The 20,953-nt window shown below is 57.4% G+C and carries 16 protein-coding genes, 1 tRNA gene and 1 pseudogene; 11 read left to right on the top strand and 7 right to left on the bottom strand.

Annotated features, from left to right (window positions below):
* A partial coding sequence (locus tag G3N98_RS30140) for a hypothetical protein (protein ID WP_206150249.1) occupies positions 1-221 on the top strand: 221 nt, incomplete at its 5' end.
* A 690-nt stretch (positions 222-911) separates the two neighbouring features.
* Here G3N98_RS30140 and G3N98_RS30135 read toward each other — a convergent pair.
* The 5 genes from G3N98_RS30135 to G3N98_RS30115 all read right to left on the bottom strand — a co-directional run bounded on the left by G3N98_RS30135 (position 912) and on the right by G3N98_RS30115 (position 8,867).
* Positions 912-1,163 carry a PAAR domain-containing protein gene (locus G3N98_RS30135; RefSeq protein ID WP_124702690.1) on the bottom strand — a complete coding sequence of 84 codons (252 nt, stop codon included), beginning with the start codon at positions 1,161-1,163 and terminating at the stop codon, positions 912-914.
* Positions 1,164-1,173: 10 nt separating this feature from the next.
* Positions 1,174-2,121 carry a hypothetical protein gene (locus G3N98_RS30130; RefSeq protein WP_206150248.1) on the bottom strand — a complete coding sequence of 316 codons (948 nt, stop codon included), beginning with the start codon at positions 2,119-2,121 and terminating at the stop codon, positions 1,174-1,176.
* The gene (locus G3N98_RS30125) at positions 2,118-5,135 is read right to left on the bottom strand and encodes a lytic transglycosylase domain-containing protein (RefSeq protein ID WP_206150247.1); all 3,018 of its coding nucleotides are present in this window, start codon (positions 5,133-5,135) and stop codon (positions 2,118-2,120) included. The genes G3N98_RS30130 and G3N98_RS30125 overlap by 4 nt, the downstream gene beginning before the upstream one ends.
* Positions 5,136-5,186: 51 nt before the next feature.
* Entirely contained in the window at positions 5,187-7,694 is a 2,508-nt protein-coding gene (locus tag G3N98_RS30120) for a type VI secretion system Vgr family protein (protein ID WP_206150246.1), read from the bottom strand.
* Positions 7,695-8,099: 405 nt separating this feature from the next.
* Entirely contained in the window at positions 8,100-8,867 is a 768-nt protein-coding gene (locus G3N98_RS30115) for a hypothetical protein (RefSeq protein WP_206150245.1), read from the bottom strand.
* Between the two features lie 289 nt (positions 8,868-9,156).
* Between G3N98_RS30115 and G3N98_RS30110 the strand changes: the two genes are divergently transcribed.
* The 4 genes and pseudogenes from G3N98_RS30110 to G3N98_RS39970 form a co-directional block, all read left to right on the top strand.
* Positions 9,157-9,756, top strand: a complete 600-nt coding sequence (locus G3N98_RS30110; protein WP_059721183.1) for a recombinase family protein — start codon at positions 9,157-9,159, stop codon at positions 9,754-9,756.
* Positions 9,757-9,902: 146 nt separating this feature from the next.
* Entirely contained in the window at positions 9,903-11,903 is a 2,001-nt protein-coding gene (locus G3N98_RS30105; protein WP_206150244.1) for an ATP-binding protein, read from the top strand.
* Between the two features lie 45 nt (positions 11,904-11,948).
* The gene (locus tag G3N98_RS30100) at positions 11,949-13,709 is read left to right on the top strand and encodes an AIPR family protein (RefSeq protein WP_206150243.1); all 1,761 of its coding nucleotides are present in this window, start codon (positions 11,949-11,951) and stop codon (positions 13,707-13,709) included.
* A 60-nt stretch (positions 13,710-13,769) separates the two neighbouring features.
* A pseudogene (locus G3N98_RS39970) lies at positions 13,770-13,996 on the top strand (recombinase family protein); the annotation flags it as partial.
* A gap of 138 nt (positions 13,997-14,134) precedes the next feature.
* On the opposite strand, the gene G3N98_RS30095 reads toward G3N98_RS39970, so the two are convergent.
* Together G3N98_RS30095 and G3N98_RS30090 are read right to left on the bottom strand one after the other, a co-directional pair.
* Entirely contained in the window at positions 14,135-15,157 is a 1,023-nt protein-coding gene (locus G3N98_RS30095; protein WP_206150242.1) for a YiiX/YebB-like N1pC/P60 family cysteine hydrolase, read from the bottom strand.
* Between the two features lie 218 nt (positions 15,158-15,375).
* A tRNA-Ser gene (locus G3N98_RS30090) sits at positions 15,376-15,466 on the bottom strand.
* Positions 15,467-15,652: 186 nt separating this feature from the next.
* Here G3N98_RS30090 and G3N98_RS30085 point away from each other — a divergent pair.
* The 6 genes from G3N98_RS30085 (at position 15,653) to G3N98_RS30060 (ending at position 20,784) form a co-directional block, all read left to right on the top strand.
* Complete coding sequence (locus G3N98_RS30085; RefSeq protein WP_206150240.1) at positions 15,653-16,282, top strand: LysE family translocator; 630 nt, start codon at positions 15,653-15,655, stop codon at positions 16,280-16,282.
* Between the two features lie 45 nt (positions 16,283-16,327).
* Positions 16,328-16,744, top strand: a complete 417-nt coding sequence (locus tag G3N98_RS30080) for a hypothetical protein (protein ID WP_206150238.1) — start codon at positions 16,328-16,330, stop codon at positions 16,742-16,744.
* A 351-nt stretch (positions 16,745-17,095) separates the two neighbouring features.
* Positions 17,096-18,199 (top strand): toxic anion resistance protein, encoded by a 1,104-nt coding sequence (locus tag G3N98_RS30075; RefSeq protein ID WP_206150236.1) that lies wholly within the window; start codon positions 17,096-17,098, stop codon positions 18,197-18,199.
* 20 nt (positions 18,200-18,219) lie between these two features.
* Complete coding sequence (locus G3N98_RS30070; protein ID WP_089473189.1) at positions 18,220-18,966, top strand: VWA domain-containing protein; 747 nt, start codon at positions 18,220-18,222, stop codon at positions 18,964-18,966.
* A gap of 44 nt (positions 18,967-19,010) precedes the next feature.
* Positions 19,011-20,027: a DUF475 domain-containing protein gene (locus G3N98_RS30065; protein ID WP_089445994.1), complete on the top strand. Its 1,017-nt coding sequence runs from the start codon at positions 19,011-19,013 to the stop codon at positions 20,025-20,027.
* A 100-nt stretch (positions 20,028-20,127) separates the two neighbouring features.
* Complete coding sequence (locus G3N98_RS30060; RefSeq protein ID WP_206150234.1) at positions 20,128-20,784, top strand: TerD family protein; 657 nt, start codon at positions 20,128-20,130, stop codon at positions 20,782-20,784.
* The last annotated feature ends 169 nt before the right edge of the window (positions 20,785-20,953 follow it).

The raw sequence follows: 20,953 nt of genomic DNA, 5'->3' as shown, positions 1-20,953 counted from the left end.
CCTGCATCGGCTTCCTTCAGCACCCCGATAATCTGCTCTTCACTGAACCGCGATTTCTTCATGACAAGGTTTCTCCTGCGGCCTTGCCACTAACTTTACAGTGGGATACTTCAGAGGGGAAAGGTCAGGATGCGAGGCATCTGCCGCTGTGCTCCGCTGCCTTCGCTTGCAGTTTCGCAAGTCCGTCGGGAATTCGCCGCGCATCAACGAAGCATTTTTGACACCATGCCTTACGCAAGATGTCGTAGCCAGCGGCCTCCCATTCATGCCCATGCCCGCATCGGAATCGATACTTCGCCATGCGGCCGTTATAGACGGTCGACAAGCATTCGCCGCCGCGCTCTCGCGCACGATCCTGTATCGGTTTCAGCCCGCCTTGATATCGACGACGCTCAGCTCGTCGTTCGGTGGAGCACTTTGCACACCAATGATCGGCCAAGACCGAAGCGGCTGTGGCCTCAAACTTATGGCCTGCAGCACAGACGAAGCGGTAGTGTGCGCTTTTTCCACGATACCGCTTACTCAGGCACTGGCCTCCAGCCGAGCCAGCGGTTTCGTGGATTCGAGTCATCGTCTGCTCGATCCAGCATTGACGGCATCGCAGCAAGCCCCGCGTCCCTCGGACGAGGCGCAAAAGACTAGCTCCCGACTGCGAAGAAGCGTGACCGCTCTCGCAACGGAACCGGTACTGACTCGATACGTCGCGCCACTCACGGGCCATCAGCGTGAATCCCGCCGTGGCGAGGTAGTCACGAATTTTCGAGAGGCGATCGTTGCCGGTTGCCATAAAAACAGCGCTCGTTACCAATAACAAACCATGTGTTACCCAACACCCCAGCCCGGCAAAAGTGTGGGGCACTAGGCATGACCGATGATGGTGTCGACACGGCGCTACCTGCTCGACCTCAGACTCAAACGAGACTTGAGATTAGGTGACAGCCGCACGTGGCGCGGTGGCCGTGACGAGCGATCGGAATACCATTATCCGTCATCGATGGATCGCCTTCCTCGATGAGGTTAGGTGAGACATCGGGATGTTGGGGGCACGACACGCGATCACCCTTGCGGGCGACATAGCGACCATCGAAACGCATGGTCGCAGAGCTCGTTTCGACCTTGCCGCCATGGTCTGTGTCGTCGCCGATACGGATAAGATCAATCATGGCGGGATAATCAATAAAGTATCGTTCCCAGGAGGAATTTGTATTTTTTGTTATTTGATGCCCAGGTTCCAACATATGCGCTATCAAACTTCTTTCCGGTGAATGTCGCGACAGGCACGTTTCCTGAGCTCGAATATTCTGTTAAGTTCATACTTCCATTCGTCACTGTTCCTTTAATGGAAATTGGTTCCTTTTTTTTCAGATAGAAGTAACTGCCGTCGACCGTGCCAGTCTCACTTTTTGGCAAGGATGCATCTATCCAAAAATCCTTTCCAATCCACCCACCTAAACGCTGATGTACTGGGTCAGTCTTGCAACCAGAAAGGCAAAGTAATGCGCTTGCGTCGGGCATGCTGTTGGAAGGGAATGCGTACGTTGCTACCGACCAAACTCTCGTATCAGCATCGTATGCTGGCACTGTTACAACAAGCCCTGCTTGGCTTGCAACTCTGATTGCTTCTGTGTTGGTCGGAGTCGGCGAATCATTATTCACATTCCCATTGCACAGGCCCTTAAAGGCGCTCGCCAAAATGGTTTTCCCTCTGGTCAAGACCACATCCCCTCGGCAACTTTGCCCGCCCCATCGTTCACCATTCACTAACGTCATCTTCGAGAGCGATATGTAATTCTTAGCATGCAACTCGCCATTCTTGTAGGAGAAGATCAGGACGGTCCAGTTTTTTGACGATGAAGAATCGCTGTATTCCAAAGCCAGACTTGTCTTGCTTTCATAGAGCGTAGCATCACTCACGACTCCCTTGAAATCGGGATCAGAAGATAAGTGTGTACCGCTAGCGCTATCCACGAGATAACCACTGCTATCCAATTGGAGGCCGCAGTGCTTCCCAGATGAATTCGCATCGCAAACTTCCAGGCCAGGAATCTGATAGCTGCCCGCCATTGCAGTTGACGCAAATGCAAATGCGAGGCATGTTCCAAGGCTAAACTTAGTAATCATTTCGTTTCCCTGATAAGCTTCTCAAATTTCTCTGCATAAAACTGAAACTGCTCAGCTTTGTCTGGATGACCTGATCCCGCCGGACTGTCGCCATTGATAATGTAGCGAGCATGATAATAATCAGGCTTTGCTCCATCGAGGTGAGTTGATAGCGAGTTCCCGCCCCTAAACAATCCATCCCTCATTCCAATCATCATAATTCTAACCGCGACAGGTAAATCCAGGACCAAATCTGGATTTGCGACAATATCGGCACCGGCTATTTCTTTAAATTTCTTGTATCCAATTTTCCACGTAAGTTGAACCAGTCCGCGCCCCCGATATTTATACCCATCTCCAGCCTCTGTGTTTCCGTTGGCTATAGCCCGTTTTTTATGTGCCTCTGTTGCATGAGGACCAACTCCGTAATTTGTCTCCGCCTCATCATATGAAATTCCTTCGCATATCGGGGAGAAGAAATGCTGAGTATGCCAGTCGTACGACTCAATACGCGCTGTTGCCAGCATATACGCAAGGTACTCTGTTTTGCATTCCTTGAAATGGACCGGGTATTGCTTCATCATTTCGGTCACAAGATCATGCAAGCTCTTGACCGACTGGGGATTCATCGGTGGCAACGTCACATGTTTCTTGCCTTCGAACCAGCCAAATTCAGTCGGATGTTGATCCGCATATCGCTTGCAAAACTCATCCACGTTTATGCAATTGCAGGAGCCTGATGCCGAAAAATTTCCAATCAGCCCGATCGGATGAAAATGCCACGGCTTTGGCTCTTTCGGCAGAATCTTCGCGTCAATCCCCTGAACATCCTCCCACCACTGCAGTTTTCTGATCCGCTCCATCTCGTTCAGCCATTTCCACGGCACGAGCTTCATATGGGGCGTGATGTCCTCCCACTTCCCCATGTTGCCGCCCCATTCGCTCTCACTTTTCACGACTATGTGCGAGATTGCTTCGGCTAACCATGGCGTCTTCTGCGCATCCGCCAATTCCGCGGCAGTAACCTTGCCATCGTGATTGACATCAATGGCTTTTTCGAGCTTCTGGATGAGCTCACTGGTGGCCAATGCATCAGCACTCGGCTTGAAGTTATCCTGATCCTCTCCCATGGCCAGTTCAGCGACGAACAGGTACCGCTTGAACATATCGACCATCGTGGTCGAACTGTTGTCGACGAGCTCGAACCCCGGCCAGTCCCACTGGCTACACAGCTGCACTTTGGGATGGTCCCGTTCACGCACCCAGCCTTGACGGGTTCCACCGTCTTTCGTGCCGACCGTCACATTCCACCAGCGTTTCGTTTTTCCGCTCGCGTCCTTGTCTTCTCGTGCCAAGCTTTGCGGTCCCTGCTTGTCGAGATCGACCACCCGAAACATGACCCGGAAGTCCGTTGGGGGCCCGTCTGCTTGGCTAACCTTTAGCGGAAAGTCTTTCCAGCCCTTGACAGGCGCCGTCGTCATTTGATTGACAAGACCTAGGGTGCTGTCGATCCAGAACGGGATACCGGTCGGCGTCTCGATTGCCTCAGGTTTTTTCGCAGGCTTTGCCTTGTGCTTCTTCCCCTTGCCAGCCGGAGCAGCAGGCTCCGGTTGCACAGCGGGAATTCTTACTGTCTTGGGCTGTACCTTGACCCATCGCGATTTCGGATCGCTGACAGGAACAAGCTTCAAACCCGTCTGCTCAAGGGTGTAATCTGGATCAGGCGCTTTCGTCACGAGTTTTGCACCTGTCAGAACTTCCAGAAAAGGCTTGTCCATATTCGGATCTGCCGCCGACAATTCCTTCGCGCGCGCCTGACTCTTGGCGATGAACGCTGGAAGATCGTTGCCCGCAAAAACTTCGAGGTGCAGCAACGGTCGGGTGGGCAACGGCGGTGTGGGCTTCGCTTCCCTGTATCGCTGGTATTGGCCGATATGCGCAACAACGTCTCCCGCCTTGACGGGGTATGGCTTCTTGAGCACGACCACCTTATCGACGGGGCCAGACTGGGGAATCGGCTCGAGCTCCGAAACGAAAACGTAACCCCACTTCAGTTGCACGTCGGGCGGCTGACCAACGACTGGGCCCACCGGATCACCTTTAATGATCTTCGTGATTTTTGCCCAGCCCTTGCGCCCACCGTTATCGGCCTCATTCACAGTGAGTTCCGTGCCCTCGGGTAGCAAACCGAGGAGCTTGGCGTTCGGAGTAATGCGAACCCGCACACCCGATACAGGCTCCGGCAGCGCTTCATCTGTGCCTCGTTGCTGCGGCGACGAATCGTCATCGGGCGCACTCGGATCGATCGACTTCGGTTTCGGAAGGTCCTGTTTGTTCGGTTTCAATGCTCGATACGAGCGGTCAGCTTCCCAGTACGGAAGAGGCTTGAGTTGCGGCGCCTTGATGTCCGCACTCTCCGTTTTGGGCTGATCGAGCGCGGCTTTATACGTTTTCCAGTCGAGCGTATGCATGTACAGACTGAAGAACGTCAGCGTTTCACCGGGTGGCGGACCGGAGGACGAGGGAGCTGGTGTCGGGACCGGTGTCGGAGGCGTTGCATTGCCGCCTGAGGCGGGTGATCCAGCTGGTGCATTTGCGGGGGCGGGGGCTGGTTCCGTCTTTTTCGGTACGGGTGGCAATTGCAAAGTATGGCGGATCAGCACAAAGCCCCGCGAGTACAACGCATGACGCTGGTCCTGGTAGGTCAGCGTGGGGTATTCGTTGTCGAGTCGGTAAGCGACAACCTCGCCCGTGGCGATCGCGCGTACGCCTTCGTCCTGTTTCAGGGCCTCACCTGTTTTCTGCCCGAAGTGAATGCCGCCGTGCCAGATGCCGCTAGCTCCCAATGGATAAAATCCATCCTCCGCAGTCGCAAGCACCTTCATGTAGGTCATGGGGTCTGCGGCATCGGACGCTGCACCTTCCTTGGCAGCAGGCGAAAATGGATAGCTCCATGCAAGAGGCGTGTACGCGGGCTTGGCGTCCGGCTCAGGCGTCTTCGGAAGTTGTTTTTTTGGAGGGTGCTTATCCGTCATGGCAATTGAAATCGTAAGTCGTTATCGTGCTTCAGGAACGGGGCATCTCGATCAACCAGAGAAATCGTCCGCGTAACCACCATGCTTCGAAATCGGCGTGCCGTTCAGCGGATCACGCAACGTCATGGTCGACGCCCCGGGCTTGTCCCACGACGCGCATTTTTCGAGAATCTGGCCCGACGTCCCGTTCTCGATCATGTCAGGCGTGATCTTGATATACGATCCACCGACATTAAGAATCAGTTCCTTTTCTGCACGCAGAATCATCCGTCCCGATGCACTCTCAATCTTGACGTCCTGCTGCGCCAGCATCGTCAACGCATCGTTCTGAGCCTGAATTTCGATAGGGCCTTTGGTCGCGAAGATTTTGATCCCGAGGTTTTGAGCGTACAGGCTGATCTTGCTCATCACGCTCGCGAGCAGCGACTTCCCGGCTGCGAGATTGACATTTTTCCCCGCAACCAAATTGACCTGTTGATTCGCCGACACGTGAATCGATTGCTGGCTGGATAGGCCAACACCTGCCGGGCTCGACAGCAGCAACGCCGGTTTCGCAAAGCCACTGGCATTGCCCGTTCCGCCGCCAGCCGTGCGGCCACCTTTGGTGACGCCCGGAACGTTGCCCTGCGTCATCTCGGTAAAGGCCTTCATCGCATCGCTGCCGTCCTGCAGGCTTTCGGCCCGATTCGTTTCGCTCGCCTGCGAGACCGTCTCAAATACTGCCTCCGAAGCTGCGAGCTGATCGGTCGCGGCCGACACGTTCATTGGCTGTACCGCTGCCGGGTGAGTCGAGATCGACAGGCCTTGCACCGCCCGAATCGCTCCATGCGCCTCCGACTTGAGATCGAAGCCACTGCCAACGAACGAGCCGCGCGTGTTGTCGGACTGCTCAATCAGGTAACCCAAATGCAAGTGAGAGCTGTAGCTCGACGAGTAAAGTTGAGCTCGGTTTTGACCGCTCGAATCGTCCATGACAAGCTGGTTGAAGCCGTCGCCACCATACTCGCGGGAGCGGAAGCCAGACAGCAGGCCGTGTGTATGCCATACCGGCATCGTCGCGCCCCCGTGGAGTCGCGAGATAATCACCGGTCGGTCGCAATCGCCATTTACGAATCCTAGAAGCACTTGGTCATCTTTGCGCAACGGGAAATAGCCGCCGCGCCTAGCGCCGGCGTCCGGCATCGCCGCGCGAATCCACGACGTGGACTTCGTATTGCGATCCTTCCGACTGTTCGACGTCCGGACCCGCACACGATTGCCGTCGTCTGTGACGATTTCCTCGTCGCTGTCCGTCACGACGATCGCCGTCTGCAAGTGCATCTCGGGCTTCTCGTGCTCGAACGGGCTGCGGAATGGCGTCTTGCGGCGTTGCGCTTCGATCTCGACGTGAAAAAATCCGATACCGCCATCGCGATGGCTCACGGTCGTACCGACCCCGGTCGCGTGGACCTGCTCGATCTCGCTGCGCAGGCTGCGCGGGAATCGCGTGAGGGCGTCCATGCCGGGCAAGTTATTCTGGATCAACCAGTCGCTCGCGATGATTGACAGTTCGCGCTCCTCCTCCGGCAACGCATCGAAGAGGGGATGTCCCGACACCTTGAACCAGTAGCCGGGCAATGCATAGCGGGGACTGCCGATCGCGAAATAGCGCTTTGCTCGCGACGCCCATTCCTCGGTGCGGATGCGGGCCTGTTGTTGTCCAGCATCAGACTCGGCCCATGTCTGCGAGCCGGTATAGAGATACTCTTCGCCTTGACCGGGTAACTCATCCAGGTCAGCCGCTGGCGTGCTCGCCTGTTTATCAAGGTCAGGTCGCTTATAGTCGGCGGTGCCGAGTGTCAGCGTCGCACTTTGGGCGTCCTGCTGTTCGCTCAACTGGGTAAGCCCGTCGAAATCCTCGTCGGTACCCGCGTGACTGAACTTCATCTCCGAATTTGGTAGCGACGGCCCGAAATACAGATCGTCCATCATGACGACCTTGTGTGACTTGCCATCCTTCGCGAAATCGAAGCGCGGAAACACCCCGACTTCCTCCAGACTCCGGTGCACGAAATTCCAGTCGGTTTCCCACTGCACGCGGTGTGAATACGAGCGCATCGCCGCGCGCAGTTCCTGTCCATAGTTGCCGGAAGCCTGCGGATGTTTGTCGAATATGTCGGTGAGAATCTGCCAGCCGCTGGCTTCCTGCCAATCGCGCCGATCGCTGCTGAGCTTGAGGAAGCTTAGCCACGAAGAGAACTGGAGTTGAAAATACGAAACGGTTCCATCATTTCCAAGGCGGCGAGCCCGCTGCACATAGCCATGGATCGGCAGATAGCTGCCATCGGTCTGCCGAATCCAGAGCGTGACGGGTTGCAGCATCAGGGCGTTGAGCTTGATCTTGTCGCCCATGACGGACGAAGCGTCGACAGTCACCTCGAAATTGCGCCCAAGCCGCGCGTTGATCTTGACGTACAGTGGCGTGAGCCAGTCGTCGCCGAGCGGCGTGTCAAGTTTCACGATGCGATCGAACTGCGCATAGCCTCCGCGCAGCACCTTCAGCAAGACTTCCCCGCTCATACGGTCACCCCGTTTCGTACAGAACGCGTCCGACCGTAACTAGACATCAAAACGCCGGGACTGCGTATGTGCTACATAAAAATTACAAACAGCAAACATAAATATTAAATTCTTCCTTCACGTAGAGGCCGCAGCCGACCTAAAGTGTGATTGCGGAAGATGCCTCCAAAGATCATACCAAAGTCCGTTCGACACGATAAAGACACCGTGACGATTCTTAACGGTCTTCTTGACGCTATCAACGAACATCAGAAATCACGACGCAATCAATCGTGCAGGCTTACGTGACCGCAGATTGCACCTACCCCAGCATTTCTTACAGTGACAACGTGCATGTGAGTGACGTACGGCGATTTTGAAAAGACCGGATCGATATCCCCTCGCAGGCGTTCACTGCAAAATGAGTTACCGAGATTCTTTGCGGTGGGCCATAAACTCGATAAGCTCCCGAACCACAAGATCGGCCGATGCATCCGTCTCTAGTTCACTCGCCTTAATCCGGCGAACCTCTACGCCCTCGTAAGTAAGCGGGATAAGACGCTTATCCGCCTCAGCAGGCAACTCTCGGTGATATGTATCTCCGTCTACTTCGACCACGAAAGTCAGCCCCTTGTAGACGACCACAAAGTCAGGTTCCAGTCGGTTATACGCTTTCCCTATTCGAACGAAAACCGGCAAAGGCGCGACAGCCAGCTTGGCACGCGTCAATGCCCCGAATAACGTGATTTCGGGCTTTGAGCGAAAAAGTAGCCCCCGATGCTGCTTCGACGCAATGTTGTCACTTCGGACCCGTCCTTGATTTGTGACACCCTCGCCCTTTACAAATCGAATCGCGTCGTCACGCCAGTTCTCTGTCGCCTGTTGCACTTTCGGGGTAATAACAACCGCTTGAAGCGCATCGGCAGGCGTGGCCACGAAAAACGGCGACCCAGCAGACTCGATAGATGCTTGTGTAGCTGCTCGCTCTTCTTCACTCATTGCATAGAAGAGTTGAACCGGCAATGCAATGAACAACCGCCAAGCACATATTCCGAAATCTGAATCCCAAACTACCGCTTCACATTGCCCCTCGACGAGCGTCGCAATAGCCCGAGCATCCCCACTGGTCTTAAGTGCCTCAACCACAGATGCCAAAAAGTCGTCGATGGAAAAGGGAAAGGTGGCATTCGGCATAGTCGTCGTTCTAAGAAAGCACCGAAGTGCAGTACAGGTTTGCGCCCACAGCTTAAACGAAAAACACAGCATGAGCGCCATCGATGCCTGAGCCGCTTGATCTTCGACTCGACTCTCGACATCCTAGATTTGACGGTTTGAATAGCGCCCGCACGTGGACGACATGGCTCACTACGGTACACCGTAATGAGCCAGTGACTGGCGGGCCGGCAGATAGATCAATAGGATAAACCGTCAATTTGAGCCATGTTATAATTGATCCATATACTCAAATGATCTACATCAAACCATGCGCAAGCTCTACTACGGGCGGATTTCGACCACGGACGGCCAGTCCTCAGTAAGCCAGTACGACGATGCCAAAGCCCACGGCGTGCAGGACAAGGACGTTTTCATCGACGAGGGCGTGAGCGGCTACCACGTCGCGCCCGACGCGCGGGAACAGTGGTGCAAAGCCGAGCATGATCTGCGCCACGGCGGCGTGCTGATCGTGCGCTGGCTCGATCGCATCAGCCGCCGCTATGACGAGCTGCACCGGACTATGCGCCGACTCATGGACCTTGGCGTTCGTGTCGAATGCACGCTCAACGGGATGGTGTTCGACGGAAAGGCGAAAGACCCCATTGAGAAAGCGACGCGCGACGCCGTGCTGGCGTTCATGGCCGCACAGGGCGAGGCCGACTACAAGAATCGCGCTGAGATGCAGCGCCGGGGCGTTGCGATCGCGAAGGCGGCTGGGAAATACAGGGGCCGCGCGCGTTCACACGACTACGCGGCGATCAAAGCATGGAGGGAAGAGCACGGTGCGAGCATTCGTGAGACTGCCGAAAAATTCGGCGTGGCGACGGCGACGGTCAAGCGAGCATGTGCAACCGATCAGCATGCGTGACGGTGGCCGTATCGATCGACTGCCGCAGATTGTATATCGCGAAAATCGGTCGCGAACGGCAGCGGTCGGTATTATGATCCACAGATCGCGCGCTATGGACTTCGAGTCTTGGCAGCGGGCGACAGAGAATCAGAATGAGGAGTGCCATGCTCACAAACGTCCGGGGATTGGTTGATCGGCTCGATCTGGCTCCATCGCGAGGGCTCATGCCGCTGTTTGAGGCGGTATCTAACGCTATAGATGCCATTGAGGAAAAGTATGGCAGTGCGACAGCTGGATCGATAACGATCAAACTGCTTTTATCCGGCGATCTGGCCCGAGCCGGGGGTGACGACACATTCGTTATAAACGGCTTCGAAGTGGTCGATGATGGAGTGGGCTTCAACGAACTCAACATCGCCTGCTTCGGGGAAGCGTATACGCTTTCGAAGATCAAGGTTGGAGGAAAGGGCGTTGGTCGATTTACCTTTCTCAAGGTCTTCAGTCACTGCGATGTTAGTAGCGTGTTTGAGCGGGACGGAAAGCATTTCGCCCGGAACTTCAATTTTTCCATTACCGAAGAACTGAACGGTGCGGACAAGATCACACCGATTCATGCGCCAACCGGGACCAAGCTTCGCGTAACCGGGCTTGCAAATCGTTATCGTGTTGCCTGGCCAACCGATCCCGCAATAGTTGCCGAGCGCATCGTTGCGCACTTCCTGATCCGGTTTGCAGCGCGGTCCTGCCCCCAGACGATCCTCGAATCTCCGGGGCGAGCGTCGATCGACCTGCACGAGCTATTTAACTCCTCGGTTCAGCCGCACATTCAAGAGCGCTTCTTCGATGTGCATGGGCATACCTTTGCCCTCCAGGCGTTTCGCCACAGAGACGGTCGTGCTCGACACGAATATCACTTGTGTGCCAACGGCCGTGATGTGACGACGTCGAAATTGCGCGACCTCCTTCCAGAGCTTCCTGAACGACTTGTAGATGAAGCGCAGGAAGCATACACGCTGATCGTCCTGGTCACCGGGGAGTATCTGGACGACCACGCGAATCAGGAGCGGACAAAGATTGCATTTCAGTCTGAGGAAGAGCCGGAGCTTGAGCAGACTCTGGTCTCCCGCCATGCCCTTAACAAGGCGCTGGTGGCGACGCTCAGGTCGGTACTTGCCGCCGATCTCAAGGTCACTAACGAAGAGAAGATCGAACAGATCACTCGATTTATTGAGCATGCACCAGAGTACAGGGTATTAACCCAGGATAAGTACCGTCCGTTGCTTGAGCAGCGTGTGCAGCCCGGCCTTAATGACGAGCAGCTGGATGAAGCGCTGCTTCATATTCGCCGAGCAATTGAAGACACCATCCGCACGGAGGAGCGCCATGTGGCTGCTCTCATTGAAAAAGAATCGTTTGATACCTATCAGGAACGCATCAAGGGGCTAATGGAGCAGATTAACGATGTGGGCAAGGCCAAACTGGCTGACTATGTCGCGCATCGTCGAACAATCCTCGATCTGGTTGACCAAAGTCTCAAGCGGGTACAGCACGATGGCAAATACCCGTTCGAGAAGGTGTTGCACAAAATGATCTTCCCGATGGGAGTGTCGTCAAAAGATATCTTCCTCGACCAGCAAAATCTTTGGCTGATCGATGAACGCCTCTGTTTTCACACCCTTCTGACTTCCGACAAGAAGCTGAACAAGGTCCCTGGGCTTCAAGGAACATCCGGAAAGGAGCCGGACATTTTTGCGTTTTTCTACGACACCCCTATCGGAGTGGCAGAGCCGGAAAACTTACCCGGCGGCGGAGTCGTTATAGTTGAGTTCAAGCGACCTGGTCGAGACGATTATGACAAGGACCCAGCCGACCAGATCATCCAGCGTTTCGTGGAGATAGATCAGGGTGGTGTCAAAGACATTGACGGCCGCCTGATCAATCCGGACCGCCTGAGATATACCGGGTACCTCATAGCAGATTTAACGCCGACGCTGCAACGACAAGTGGCCATGCGTTACCACCGCACTGCTGACAACGAAGGCTACTTCTATACCCTGCCAGGTGGCAACGGATCAATCGAGATCATCTCGTACGACAAGTTGCTTCGCGATGCCAAGCGGCGAAACAGGGTGCTCTTCGATAAACTTGGCCTGCACAAACATTGAACGCAGGTGCCGTTTCACTCCACATCCGCTTTCATCGGGTAGCAAATGTACGAACTCATTCAAAAACAGATTGCAACCGACTTCTTTCAGCACAATTTTGCGAACGACGGGCAACGCTTCGTCGCATGGTATCTGCGGAATATTCTGTTCCGTGACATGAACGAGACACGTGACGACATCACCGACGGTGCGGATGACAAGCAAATTGATGCGCTAATCGTGGACGATGACAAATCGTTGGTGCGCATAATTCAAGGGAAGTTCGTTCAGGGCGGCACAGTCGATGCCGAACCTCTTCGTGAAGTCCTGTCGTCGTGGCTGCAAATCAAAGACCTTGCTCGGCTTCAGAACGTTGCTAACCCGAAGCTTGCAAGAAAGCTTCGCGAGTTGGCCGATGCATTCGAAGAGGATTACGAAGTGTCGTTCGAACTGGTTACGACCGGAACACTGACCGAGGCCGCTCAACATGACCTTCTGGCTTTCCAGGAGGAATTGGCAAAGCTAAGTGAGAATGAAGCCTTTGATGCCACCATTCATGTCATTGACGCCGACGAACTCAGGCGGCGCTACGACTATGCAATTGAGGCGGACAATCCCAGTATCAACTACAAACTTCCGCTGGCGGGCGTCAAACACATGTACCATGAAATCGCTGGGACGCCAGTTCTTATCGCCGCGCTGCCGTTGAAGGAGTGCGTGAAGCTTCCAGGCATCAAGGACGGCACGCTGTTTCAAAAAAACGTGCGTCAAAGTTTGGGGTCGAGCAATGCTGTCAACAAAGGCATTCGCAGTTCAATTTTGGGTGACAAGCGCAGCGATTTCTTCTTCTTCCACAACGGAGTGACGGCACTTTGCAACAAGCTGACCTTGGAAAACGACACACTTTCTCTCTGGGGGCTTAGCATCGTCAACGGATGTCAATCGCTGAATACGATCCTGTCGTGTAGCGAAACGGTCAAGAAGGTGGACGATGCATTCATCCTGTTTCGATTCTACGAAATCCCCCAGCGTGACCGGGCCGACAAGATTTCGATCTACACCAACTCGCAAAGCGCGGTAAAGGCGCGCGATCTTCGCAGCAACGACAAACGCGTACTTTCCATCAAGAAAGCGTATGAGCTGCGCTACCCGACTGGCTATTTCATAACCAAGCGCGGCGAGACGGCCCCGGCCGATAAAGACAAGAAACTTGTGGTGGACCTATCGTCTTTCGCGAAGAATTTGGTCGCGTGGCAGACCTTGCGCCCAAACCTCTCCTATGGCGAGACGAAAATTTTTGACAAGTATTTCGAAACCCTTTTCAAGAACAAGGATTACCCGCCCGAAAACGTCAGTGCCCTCAATACGTGGATGAACGAAATACTGGCTGCCTGGGTGCCGGAGAATCCGCTTAGCCTGAATGAAACGCTCTTGGCGATGAAGGCGTACGCTCCATACCACCATCTGTACGCAGTAGCGATAATCTTCGCAATTTCAAGCAACCAGTCCGACCGTGTTCCCAGTGCTCACAGGGCTCTAGCATCTGCCCAGCAGTTCGGCATGGTCGACCAGATCGTACGGATCGCCGGGACATGCCTGAACATGGCGCTTGAGGCAGCGGCGAACGAACCCCAAGCCGGTAACCGGGTGTTCAGCCCTCAAAACTGGGTCAAGTCCAAGGCGTGCCTCGCAGGGATCAATGGCGCAGTACGCAATTATCTCAATATGCTGAAAGGCTTTCCCGGCGGCGCTGAGATTAAGAAGCAGTTGGACGAAGCGACTGTGCTGCCCGTTGACGCGTTTGAATACCGGTTGTCTGCTGACTAACTGCTCTCGAGCGCGGTTGCAGGTACTGGAGCCGTTCGGGCTCGACGTGGTGCTGGCTTGGCCGCACAGGGCGAAGCCGACTACCGCAACCGTGCAGAGAAGCAGCGCCGCGGTGTCGCGATCGCGAAGGCGGAAGGGAAATACAAGGGGGCGCGCGATCCCACGACTACGCAGCCATCAAGGCATGGCGCGCTGAAAGCGGCGCGAGCATTCGGGAGACTGCCGAGAAGTTCGGTGTGGGAACGGCGACCGTAAAGCGTGCATGCGCAGCGCACCTGTTGCTCTGACCGAGAGCCAATCGTGACTGGCAATCAACAAGCCCGGCTGCAGTTATCTACCACGTTTAGGGCAGCAGTCGGCACGGCAGCTCCCCGGTCGCCTATTTATCTTCGTCATGGTCGGCAGCCCGCGACTAGCTCGCGCGGTTAGCCGTTGGCAATCTTGTCGAGAACAAAATTGCACGCGTCAACGCGCTTTTGATGCACTGTGATCAGAGTCTCGTAAAGCTCGATTTCTCGCCGGAAATATTTCAGCGGTCGATGCGAGAAAGCAAGTGCATACGATTGCCTCACCAAGGTGTAACGCTCGATCATCTTGAGGGCTTCCTGTCGCTCAAACTCAGCACCTACGGCGAGTCGATCTTTCTGGATGCCCGTGCTCCAAAAAATTTCACCGTCATAGCGCCACGGGTTCCTTTCCATATCGTAGCGCCACAAGTCCCAGAAACCGGAATCCTCGACGATTTTTGTCAAATCGTCATCGAAATGTGGATTGTCGAAGACGAACTGGGCCAACTGCTGAAACGTTTGGATGTCTGACTTCGAAACGATACGGAACTGCTTCAGAATGTCGTTCATAATCTGAGCCTGTCGCGCTATAGGGTTTTCCGAGCGCGCCATTTCAAGTTCCTCAGGCATAGCCTGCCGAACGCAGTTCGGGACAACGGCAAGAGCGTCCGATTTCGCGAGCTCGTGAGGAAAGCAATAGAGACTGTTCTCGACGAGCTTTAGACCTGCAGACTCGTATGCTTGCGCTACCAATCGCGAACAGAACTGGCGATTTTCGTCGTGATTGGGTCTGGTCTCGCCGCCAATTTTTGTCCGAATTGCAGCCTTGACCGAGTACTCCTTCCCGACTTCGTTTCTAGCGAAGTTAATCGCGTCTGCGATCACAATCGGACTTACATCTTGCTTGGGTCGCAGTACGGCGCAATGCTCAGGCGTTTCAAAGAGCAGTCTTTGAATGTTCGCGGCGTGAACTCCGTCACCATCGGAATGAATATAGCTTCCGCCACCGACATACAGGATCGCATGCGAATAGTCGCTTTTTGAGGCGACGCGGACAGCTTTGCTAATCCCCGTGGTTTGTGCGGTCAACAGGATGTCGCCCTCTTGGAGGGCCGCAAACTCGACAATAAATTTGGCTTCCCCGAGCGCGTCTGTATTCATTATTGAGTGGCTTGTTTAGCTGAGAGAAGGGCAGCGAACACGGCTTCTGCCCGGTGTTGACGAACGCCCGCGAACAAGGCGGGAAGCCCGATCGCGCGTCCAGCGACTAGCATACAGCGAAGCCCCGCGAGTTTGGGAGCGATTTGATAGTCGGATTGTGGGTCGAAAAACAAAAAACCCCGCAAATCATTGATTTTACGGGGTTTCTCGCAACGTTCTGGCGGAGAGAGGGGGATTCGAACCCCCGATAGGCGATTAACCTATACACGCTTTCCAGGCGTGCGACTTAAACCACTCATCCATCTCTCCGGAAGACCGAGAGTATAGCAAACTCTGGGGGCAGTCCGCCACTCCGTCCGACGATCCATGCAAATCGGACGCGGTGCGAGGTCGGCGGGCCGCTAGACAACCGTCGAGCGGGCGGTCGCGCCATCATGCGATCATGCTCCGTCCGCCGGCAGTTTCCAGCCCTTTGCTCAACAGGAACGCCCTGCCATGTCGCTGTCCGCCTTGCTCGCTTTTGCCCTGATCCTGTCCGTTGGCGTCGCGACGCCCGGACCGACGGTGTTGCTCGCGATGAGCAACGGTTCGCGGTACGGGTTGCGCCACGCGATGGTCGGCATGCTGGGCGCTGTCACGGCCGATGTCGTGCTCGTTGCGCTGGTCGGGTGCGGTCTCGGGATGCTGCTCGACGCGTCGGAAACGGCCTTCGTCACGCTGAAGCTGGCCGGTGCGGCGTGGCTCGCCTATGTCGGCGTGCGGATGCTGCTGTCATCCGGCGGTTCCGCCGCTGCACAGGCGCTCGATCACGCGACGCCCGATCACCGGACCGCGTTCCTGAAGAGCTTTTTCGTCGCGATGAGCAACCCGAAATACTACCTGTTCATGTCCGCGCTGCTGCCGCAGTTCGTCGACCGGTCGCACGCGATCGCGCCGCAGTACGCGATCCTCGCGGCGACGATCGTCGCGATCGACGTTATCGGGATGACCGGCTATGCACTGCTCGGCGTGCATTCGGTGCGCGTGTGGAAGGCCGCGGGGGAGAAGTGGCTGAACCGCGTCAGCGGGTCGCTGCTGTTGATGCTCGCGGGCTACGTCGCGCTGTATCGCAAGGCCGCGAACTGACGCGGCGATGCTTCGGGAACATATCTCTCGCCAACTGGCCCGGCGATGAAGCCGATCGAGCGCTTCACGCTCGAAACGCACGACGGCTCGTATGAAACGTGGCCATCGCGCACGCATGTGCTCGTGAACGACGAACGTTGCGGCCTCACCGTTTCCGGCTATGTGCTGCTTCGCCAGTTCGAGACGCCGGACGCCTATCTGCTCGTCACCGACTACGACTGCCTGTTCGAGGAGGCCGTCACGTTCACGCTCGTGTCGAAGGATCCGTTGAAGGAACTCGCGCGGCGCACGGTCGGCGCGATGTACGCATCGTGCCATCTGGACGACATGACGTGGGCCGACGACCGGCATTTCAGCGCGACGTTCGCGGACATCGAAGGGCGGTGGGATTTCACGATTCGTGACCGATCGGTGCCGTTCTTCCTGCCCCGGCTCGGGATGAATCGCGTGCAGGATCGGTAGCGCGCGATCGGCGCTCGCGCGTCTCGTCCACGTAGGCGCGTCGTCTGAAACCTGCCGGAACAGGCGGTTTCATTTCTCTTTCACATTGATCTGACATGTAAGTTTCGACGCGCTCGAATCTTGCGTGGCCGGCATGCATGACGGCAGAAGCAGCGACGATCGGGCTTCGCGTCTACCCAGTACATTACAAAATGAATGGAAATTGAAAGAATTCCTTCCCTTGACGCAAGGCGCTCGGGCCATTTATTGTCCGTCTGCCGCACGTGAGAGAGCACGGCGGCAATCGCGGATGCGCGCCTCGCGCGCATGACAACACGCAGCAGAAAGCCGAAAAGGAAACGTGGTAGCCACATGAAGCCGCTCTTCGACGACAAGAACTCCGATGCGGTCAGCGATCGTCCTTCCACCCCGTCTTCGTCACCCGTTGCAGCGCCCGTCACCGTGCCTGCCGCCGCCGTTGCCGTGCCGGCGGCACGCCCGACTGAGAACGTCCGCCTGATCACCGTCGACGAGATCGACCAGCTCGGCGCGACGCAGGGCACGCGGATCGCCGCCTTCTCCCAGCAGATTCTCGCCAGCGTCCGCGCGTCGGATGCCGACCAGTTCGGCGACAAGCTCAACGAACTGATCGCGACCGCGAAGGGGCTCGACCCGCGCGGCGCCGACAAGGGCGGGCTGCTCACGCAGGTCACGCGGCTGTTCCGCTCGACCAAGGAGAAGCTGCTGTCGCAATACGAGTCGGTGAGCAAGCGGATGGACACGCTCGTCGTCGAGCTCGAGAACCATGCGCAGCGCCAGAAGGCCGGCATCGACGAGCTCGAGCGGATGTACAACGACAACTACGCGCTGCACCAGGCGCTCGCGCAGTCGAAGGCGCACGGCGAGACGGCGCTCGCGGCGCTGCGTGCGCATCTCGCGGCCGGCCAGCAGCCGGTGGACGACGCGTTCGCCGCACAGCGCCTGCTCGACGTGAAGCGCAAGGTCGACGCGCTCGAAAGCAAGCTCGACGACCTCGACCGCGCGATGCTGATGTCGAAGCAGCTCGCGCCGCAGATCCGGATGGAGCAGGACCAGAAACGCACGCTGACGTCGAAGTTCATGACGATCAAGACCGTGCTGATCCCCGCGTGGACCAATGCGTTCGCGCTCTACCTCGAGCAGCTCAGCACGAAGCGCGCGGCGGCGCTCGCCAATGCGACGTACGACGCGGCCGACGAGGCGATCCGCGCGCAGGCCGACCTGAACCGCCAGAACGCGCAGGAAGTCGCGAAGCTGAGCCAGCGCCCGGTGATCTCGACCGACACGTTCGAATACGCGCAGCAGCAGCTGTTCGGCGCATTCGACGACATCACGCAGATCATCGCCGACGGCCGTCGCCAGCGTGAGCAGGACGCACCGCGCCTGCGCCAGCTCGAACAGGACCTGATCACCCGATTCGCTCCGAAGCACAACTGAAAGAACCGAGAGAACACCGCATGATTACGCTTGAGAAACGCGCGGCGAAGGTCGCGATCGTCCTCGAAAAACGCCAGATCCTGAAGCCGCCCGTCGTGCGCGTCGGGGCGGCGCTCGACATCTCCGGCTCCGCGAAGCCGCTGTACCAGTCGGGCGTGATCCAGGACACGCACGACCGGATTCTCGGCATCGCACTGAAGTTCGACGACAACGGCGAAGTCGACACGTGGACCTTCACCGAAGGCTACGACCGCCTGCCGACCGCAACGCCGGACAACTACGGTTCGTATATTTCCGACCACGTGCTCAACGCGCGGATCGACAAGTGGGGCGGCACGCAGTACGCGCCGGTGATGAACGACATCGTCGACTTCTTCTTCCGTGCGCCGGCGCCGTCGCCGAAGCGCGAAGAGAAGCGCGGCTTCCTGAGCCGGCTGTTCGGCGGCGCGGACGAGGCGCCCACGCCGGCCGCCGCCGCGCCGGTGAACGGCCATCTGCCCGCATGGGTGCTGTTCGTTACCGACGGCCAGAACCCGAAGAACGACCGCAAGCGCGTGCGCCAGCTGCTCGCCGAGTCGCAGCACTACCCGCTGTACTGGTCGCTCGTCGGCGTCGGCGATCCGAGCGAATTCGGCTTCCTCGCGGAAGTCGCGGACGAGATGCCGAACGTCGGCTTCCTGCATCTCGAATCGCTCGACGTCAGCGACGAACAGATCTACGAACAACTGATCACGCAGGAATTCTGCAACTGGGTCCGCACGAAGTAAGCGCAGCCCGCCCGCCTCTTATCCCGAACTCGATTACCCCCATCATGTTGAAAGACTTCAAGATCCCGTTGTCGCTCACGGTGCTCGCGCTGATCGCGGCCTATCTCCTCGGCGGCGTGAAGGACATGCTGATCGTCGCGGTCCTGTCGGTGCTCGAAATCTCGTTGTCGCTCGACAACGCGGTCGTCAACGCCTCGGTGCTCAAGAACTGGTCGGAGAAGTGGCGCAACCGCTTCATGGTGTTCGGCCTGCCGGTCGCCGTGTTCGGCATGCGGCTCGTGTTCCCGCTGCTGATCGTCGCGGTGATCGGCCACATCGGCATGTGGGACGCGCTGAAGCTCGCGATCGAGTCGCCGGCGCAATACGCGTCGATCCTCACGTCCGCGCATCACCAGGTCTCCGCATTCGGCGGCGCGTTCCTGCTGATGGTGTTCTTCAAGTTCATGCTCGACACCGAGAAGGACGAGCACTGGATCGGCTTCCTGGAAGGCCCGATGAGCCACCTCGGCCGCATCACGGCGCTGGAAGTGGCGCTGACGCTCGCGATCATCATCGTCGCGTCGCTCTACGTGCCGGCAGCCGAGCAGGTGGCCTTCCTGCTTGCAGGGGCGTTCGGCGTGATCAGCTTCGTGATCGCGCACGGCATCGGCGACCTGATCGGCGGCGAGGAGACGGGCACGCGCGTGGTGCGCGAAGGCGTCGCGGGTTTCATGTATCTCGAAGTGCTCGATTCGTCGTTCAGCTTCGACGGCGTGATCGGCGCATTCGCGCTGTCGAACAACATCTTCCTGATCGCGCTCGGCCTCGGCGTCGGCGCGGCCTATATCCGGGAGATGACGCTCGTGCTGCTGAAAAAGGGCACGCTCGCGCAATACCGCTATCTCGAACACGGCGCGTTCTGGGCAATCGGTGCGCTCGCAACGATCATGTTCCTCGGCGTGAAGTTCGAGGTGCCCGAGGTCATCACCGGCCTGGTCGGCGCGGCGATGATCGCGGCGGCCGTGTGGTCGTCGATCGTCGTGCAACGCAAGGAAGACCGCACGGCTGTAGCGGGCGAGTGACCCCGCGTCACGCGCGGGTCGAACACCATCAACGAGGGGCCGCGCAGGGCGGCCCGGCATTGCCGCCGGCACAACGGCGGTTCCAGCAGAAGAGGTTCAGATGATCAATTTGTCGAAAGGCGGTCGCGTCAACCTGTCGAAGGAAGCGCCCGGCACGCAGAAGTTCCGCATCGGTCTCGGTTGGGATGCGAACGCGACGGACACGGGTACGGACTTCGATCTCGACGTGTCGGTGTTCCTGTGCAAGTACGACGCGCAAAGCAATCCGAAGCTGATCTCGGATCAGCACTTCGTGTTCTACAACAGCGAAGTGCGCACGATGGAGCGCAAGGACACGTTCATCCAGCCGGGCGACGATTTCCCGAAGCGCGGGATGCCCGCGTCGAAGTGCCTGGGTGTCGTGCATAGCGGCGACAACCGCACGGGCAGCGGCGACGGTGACGACGAGGTGATCTTCATCGACATGACGAAGCTCGCAGCCGAGGTCGAGGAAATCTCGGTGGTGGTGACGATCGACCAGGCTGAAGCGCGTCGCCAGAATTTCGGCCAGGTGCGCAACAGCTACATCCAGATCGCCGATGAAGTGTCGGGCGCGGTGATCGCGAAGTACGCGCTCGAGGAAGACTTCTCGATGGAGACGTCGGTGCAGGTCGGCAGCTTCTATCGCCGCGACGGCCACTTCATGTTCAAGGCGGTCGGCGCCGGCTACAACCGTGGCCTGGGCGACTTCGTGCGCGCGTACGGCGGCGCGGTCTGACTGGCGGCAGCTCGGCCGGCGGGAGACCGCCGCGCCGGGCAGGAAGCAGCGATGACGAATCCGTCCGACGAGCCGAAGCGGCTCGAGTTCGATACGACGCCCGAGCGCACGCCCGGGCGTCTTGCGTTCGACGCGCCGCCCGCGGCCGCGACGCCGGTTGCGCGCGGGG

Origin of the sequence: Burkholderia sp. Tr-20390 (genome assembly GCF_017104595.1) — a bacterium.
Lineage (GTDB): Bacteria > Pseudomonadota > Gammaproteobacteria > Burkholderiales > Burkholderiaceae > Burkholderia.
The sequence above is the reverse complement of the archived record's forward strand: the minus strand, read 5'-3'. Positions and strand labels throughout refer to the sequence as shown.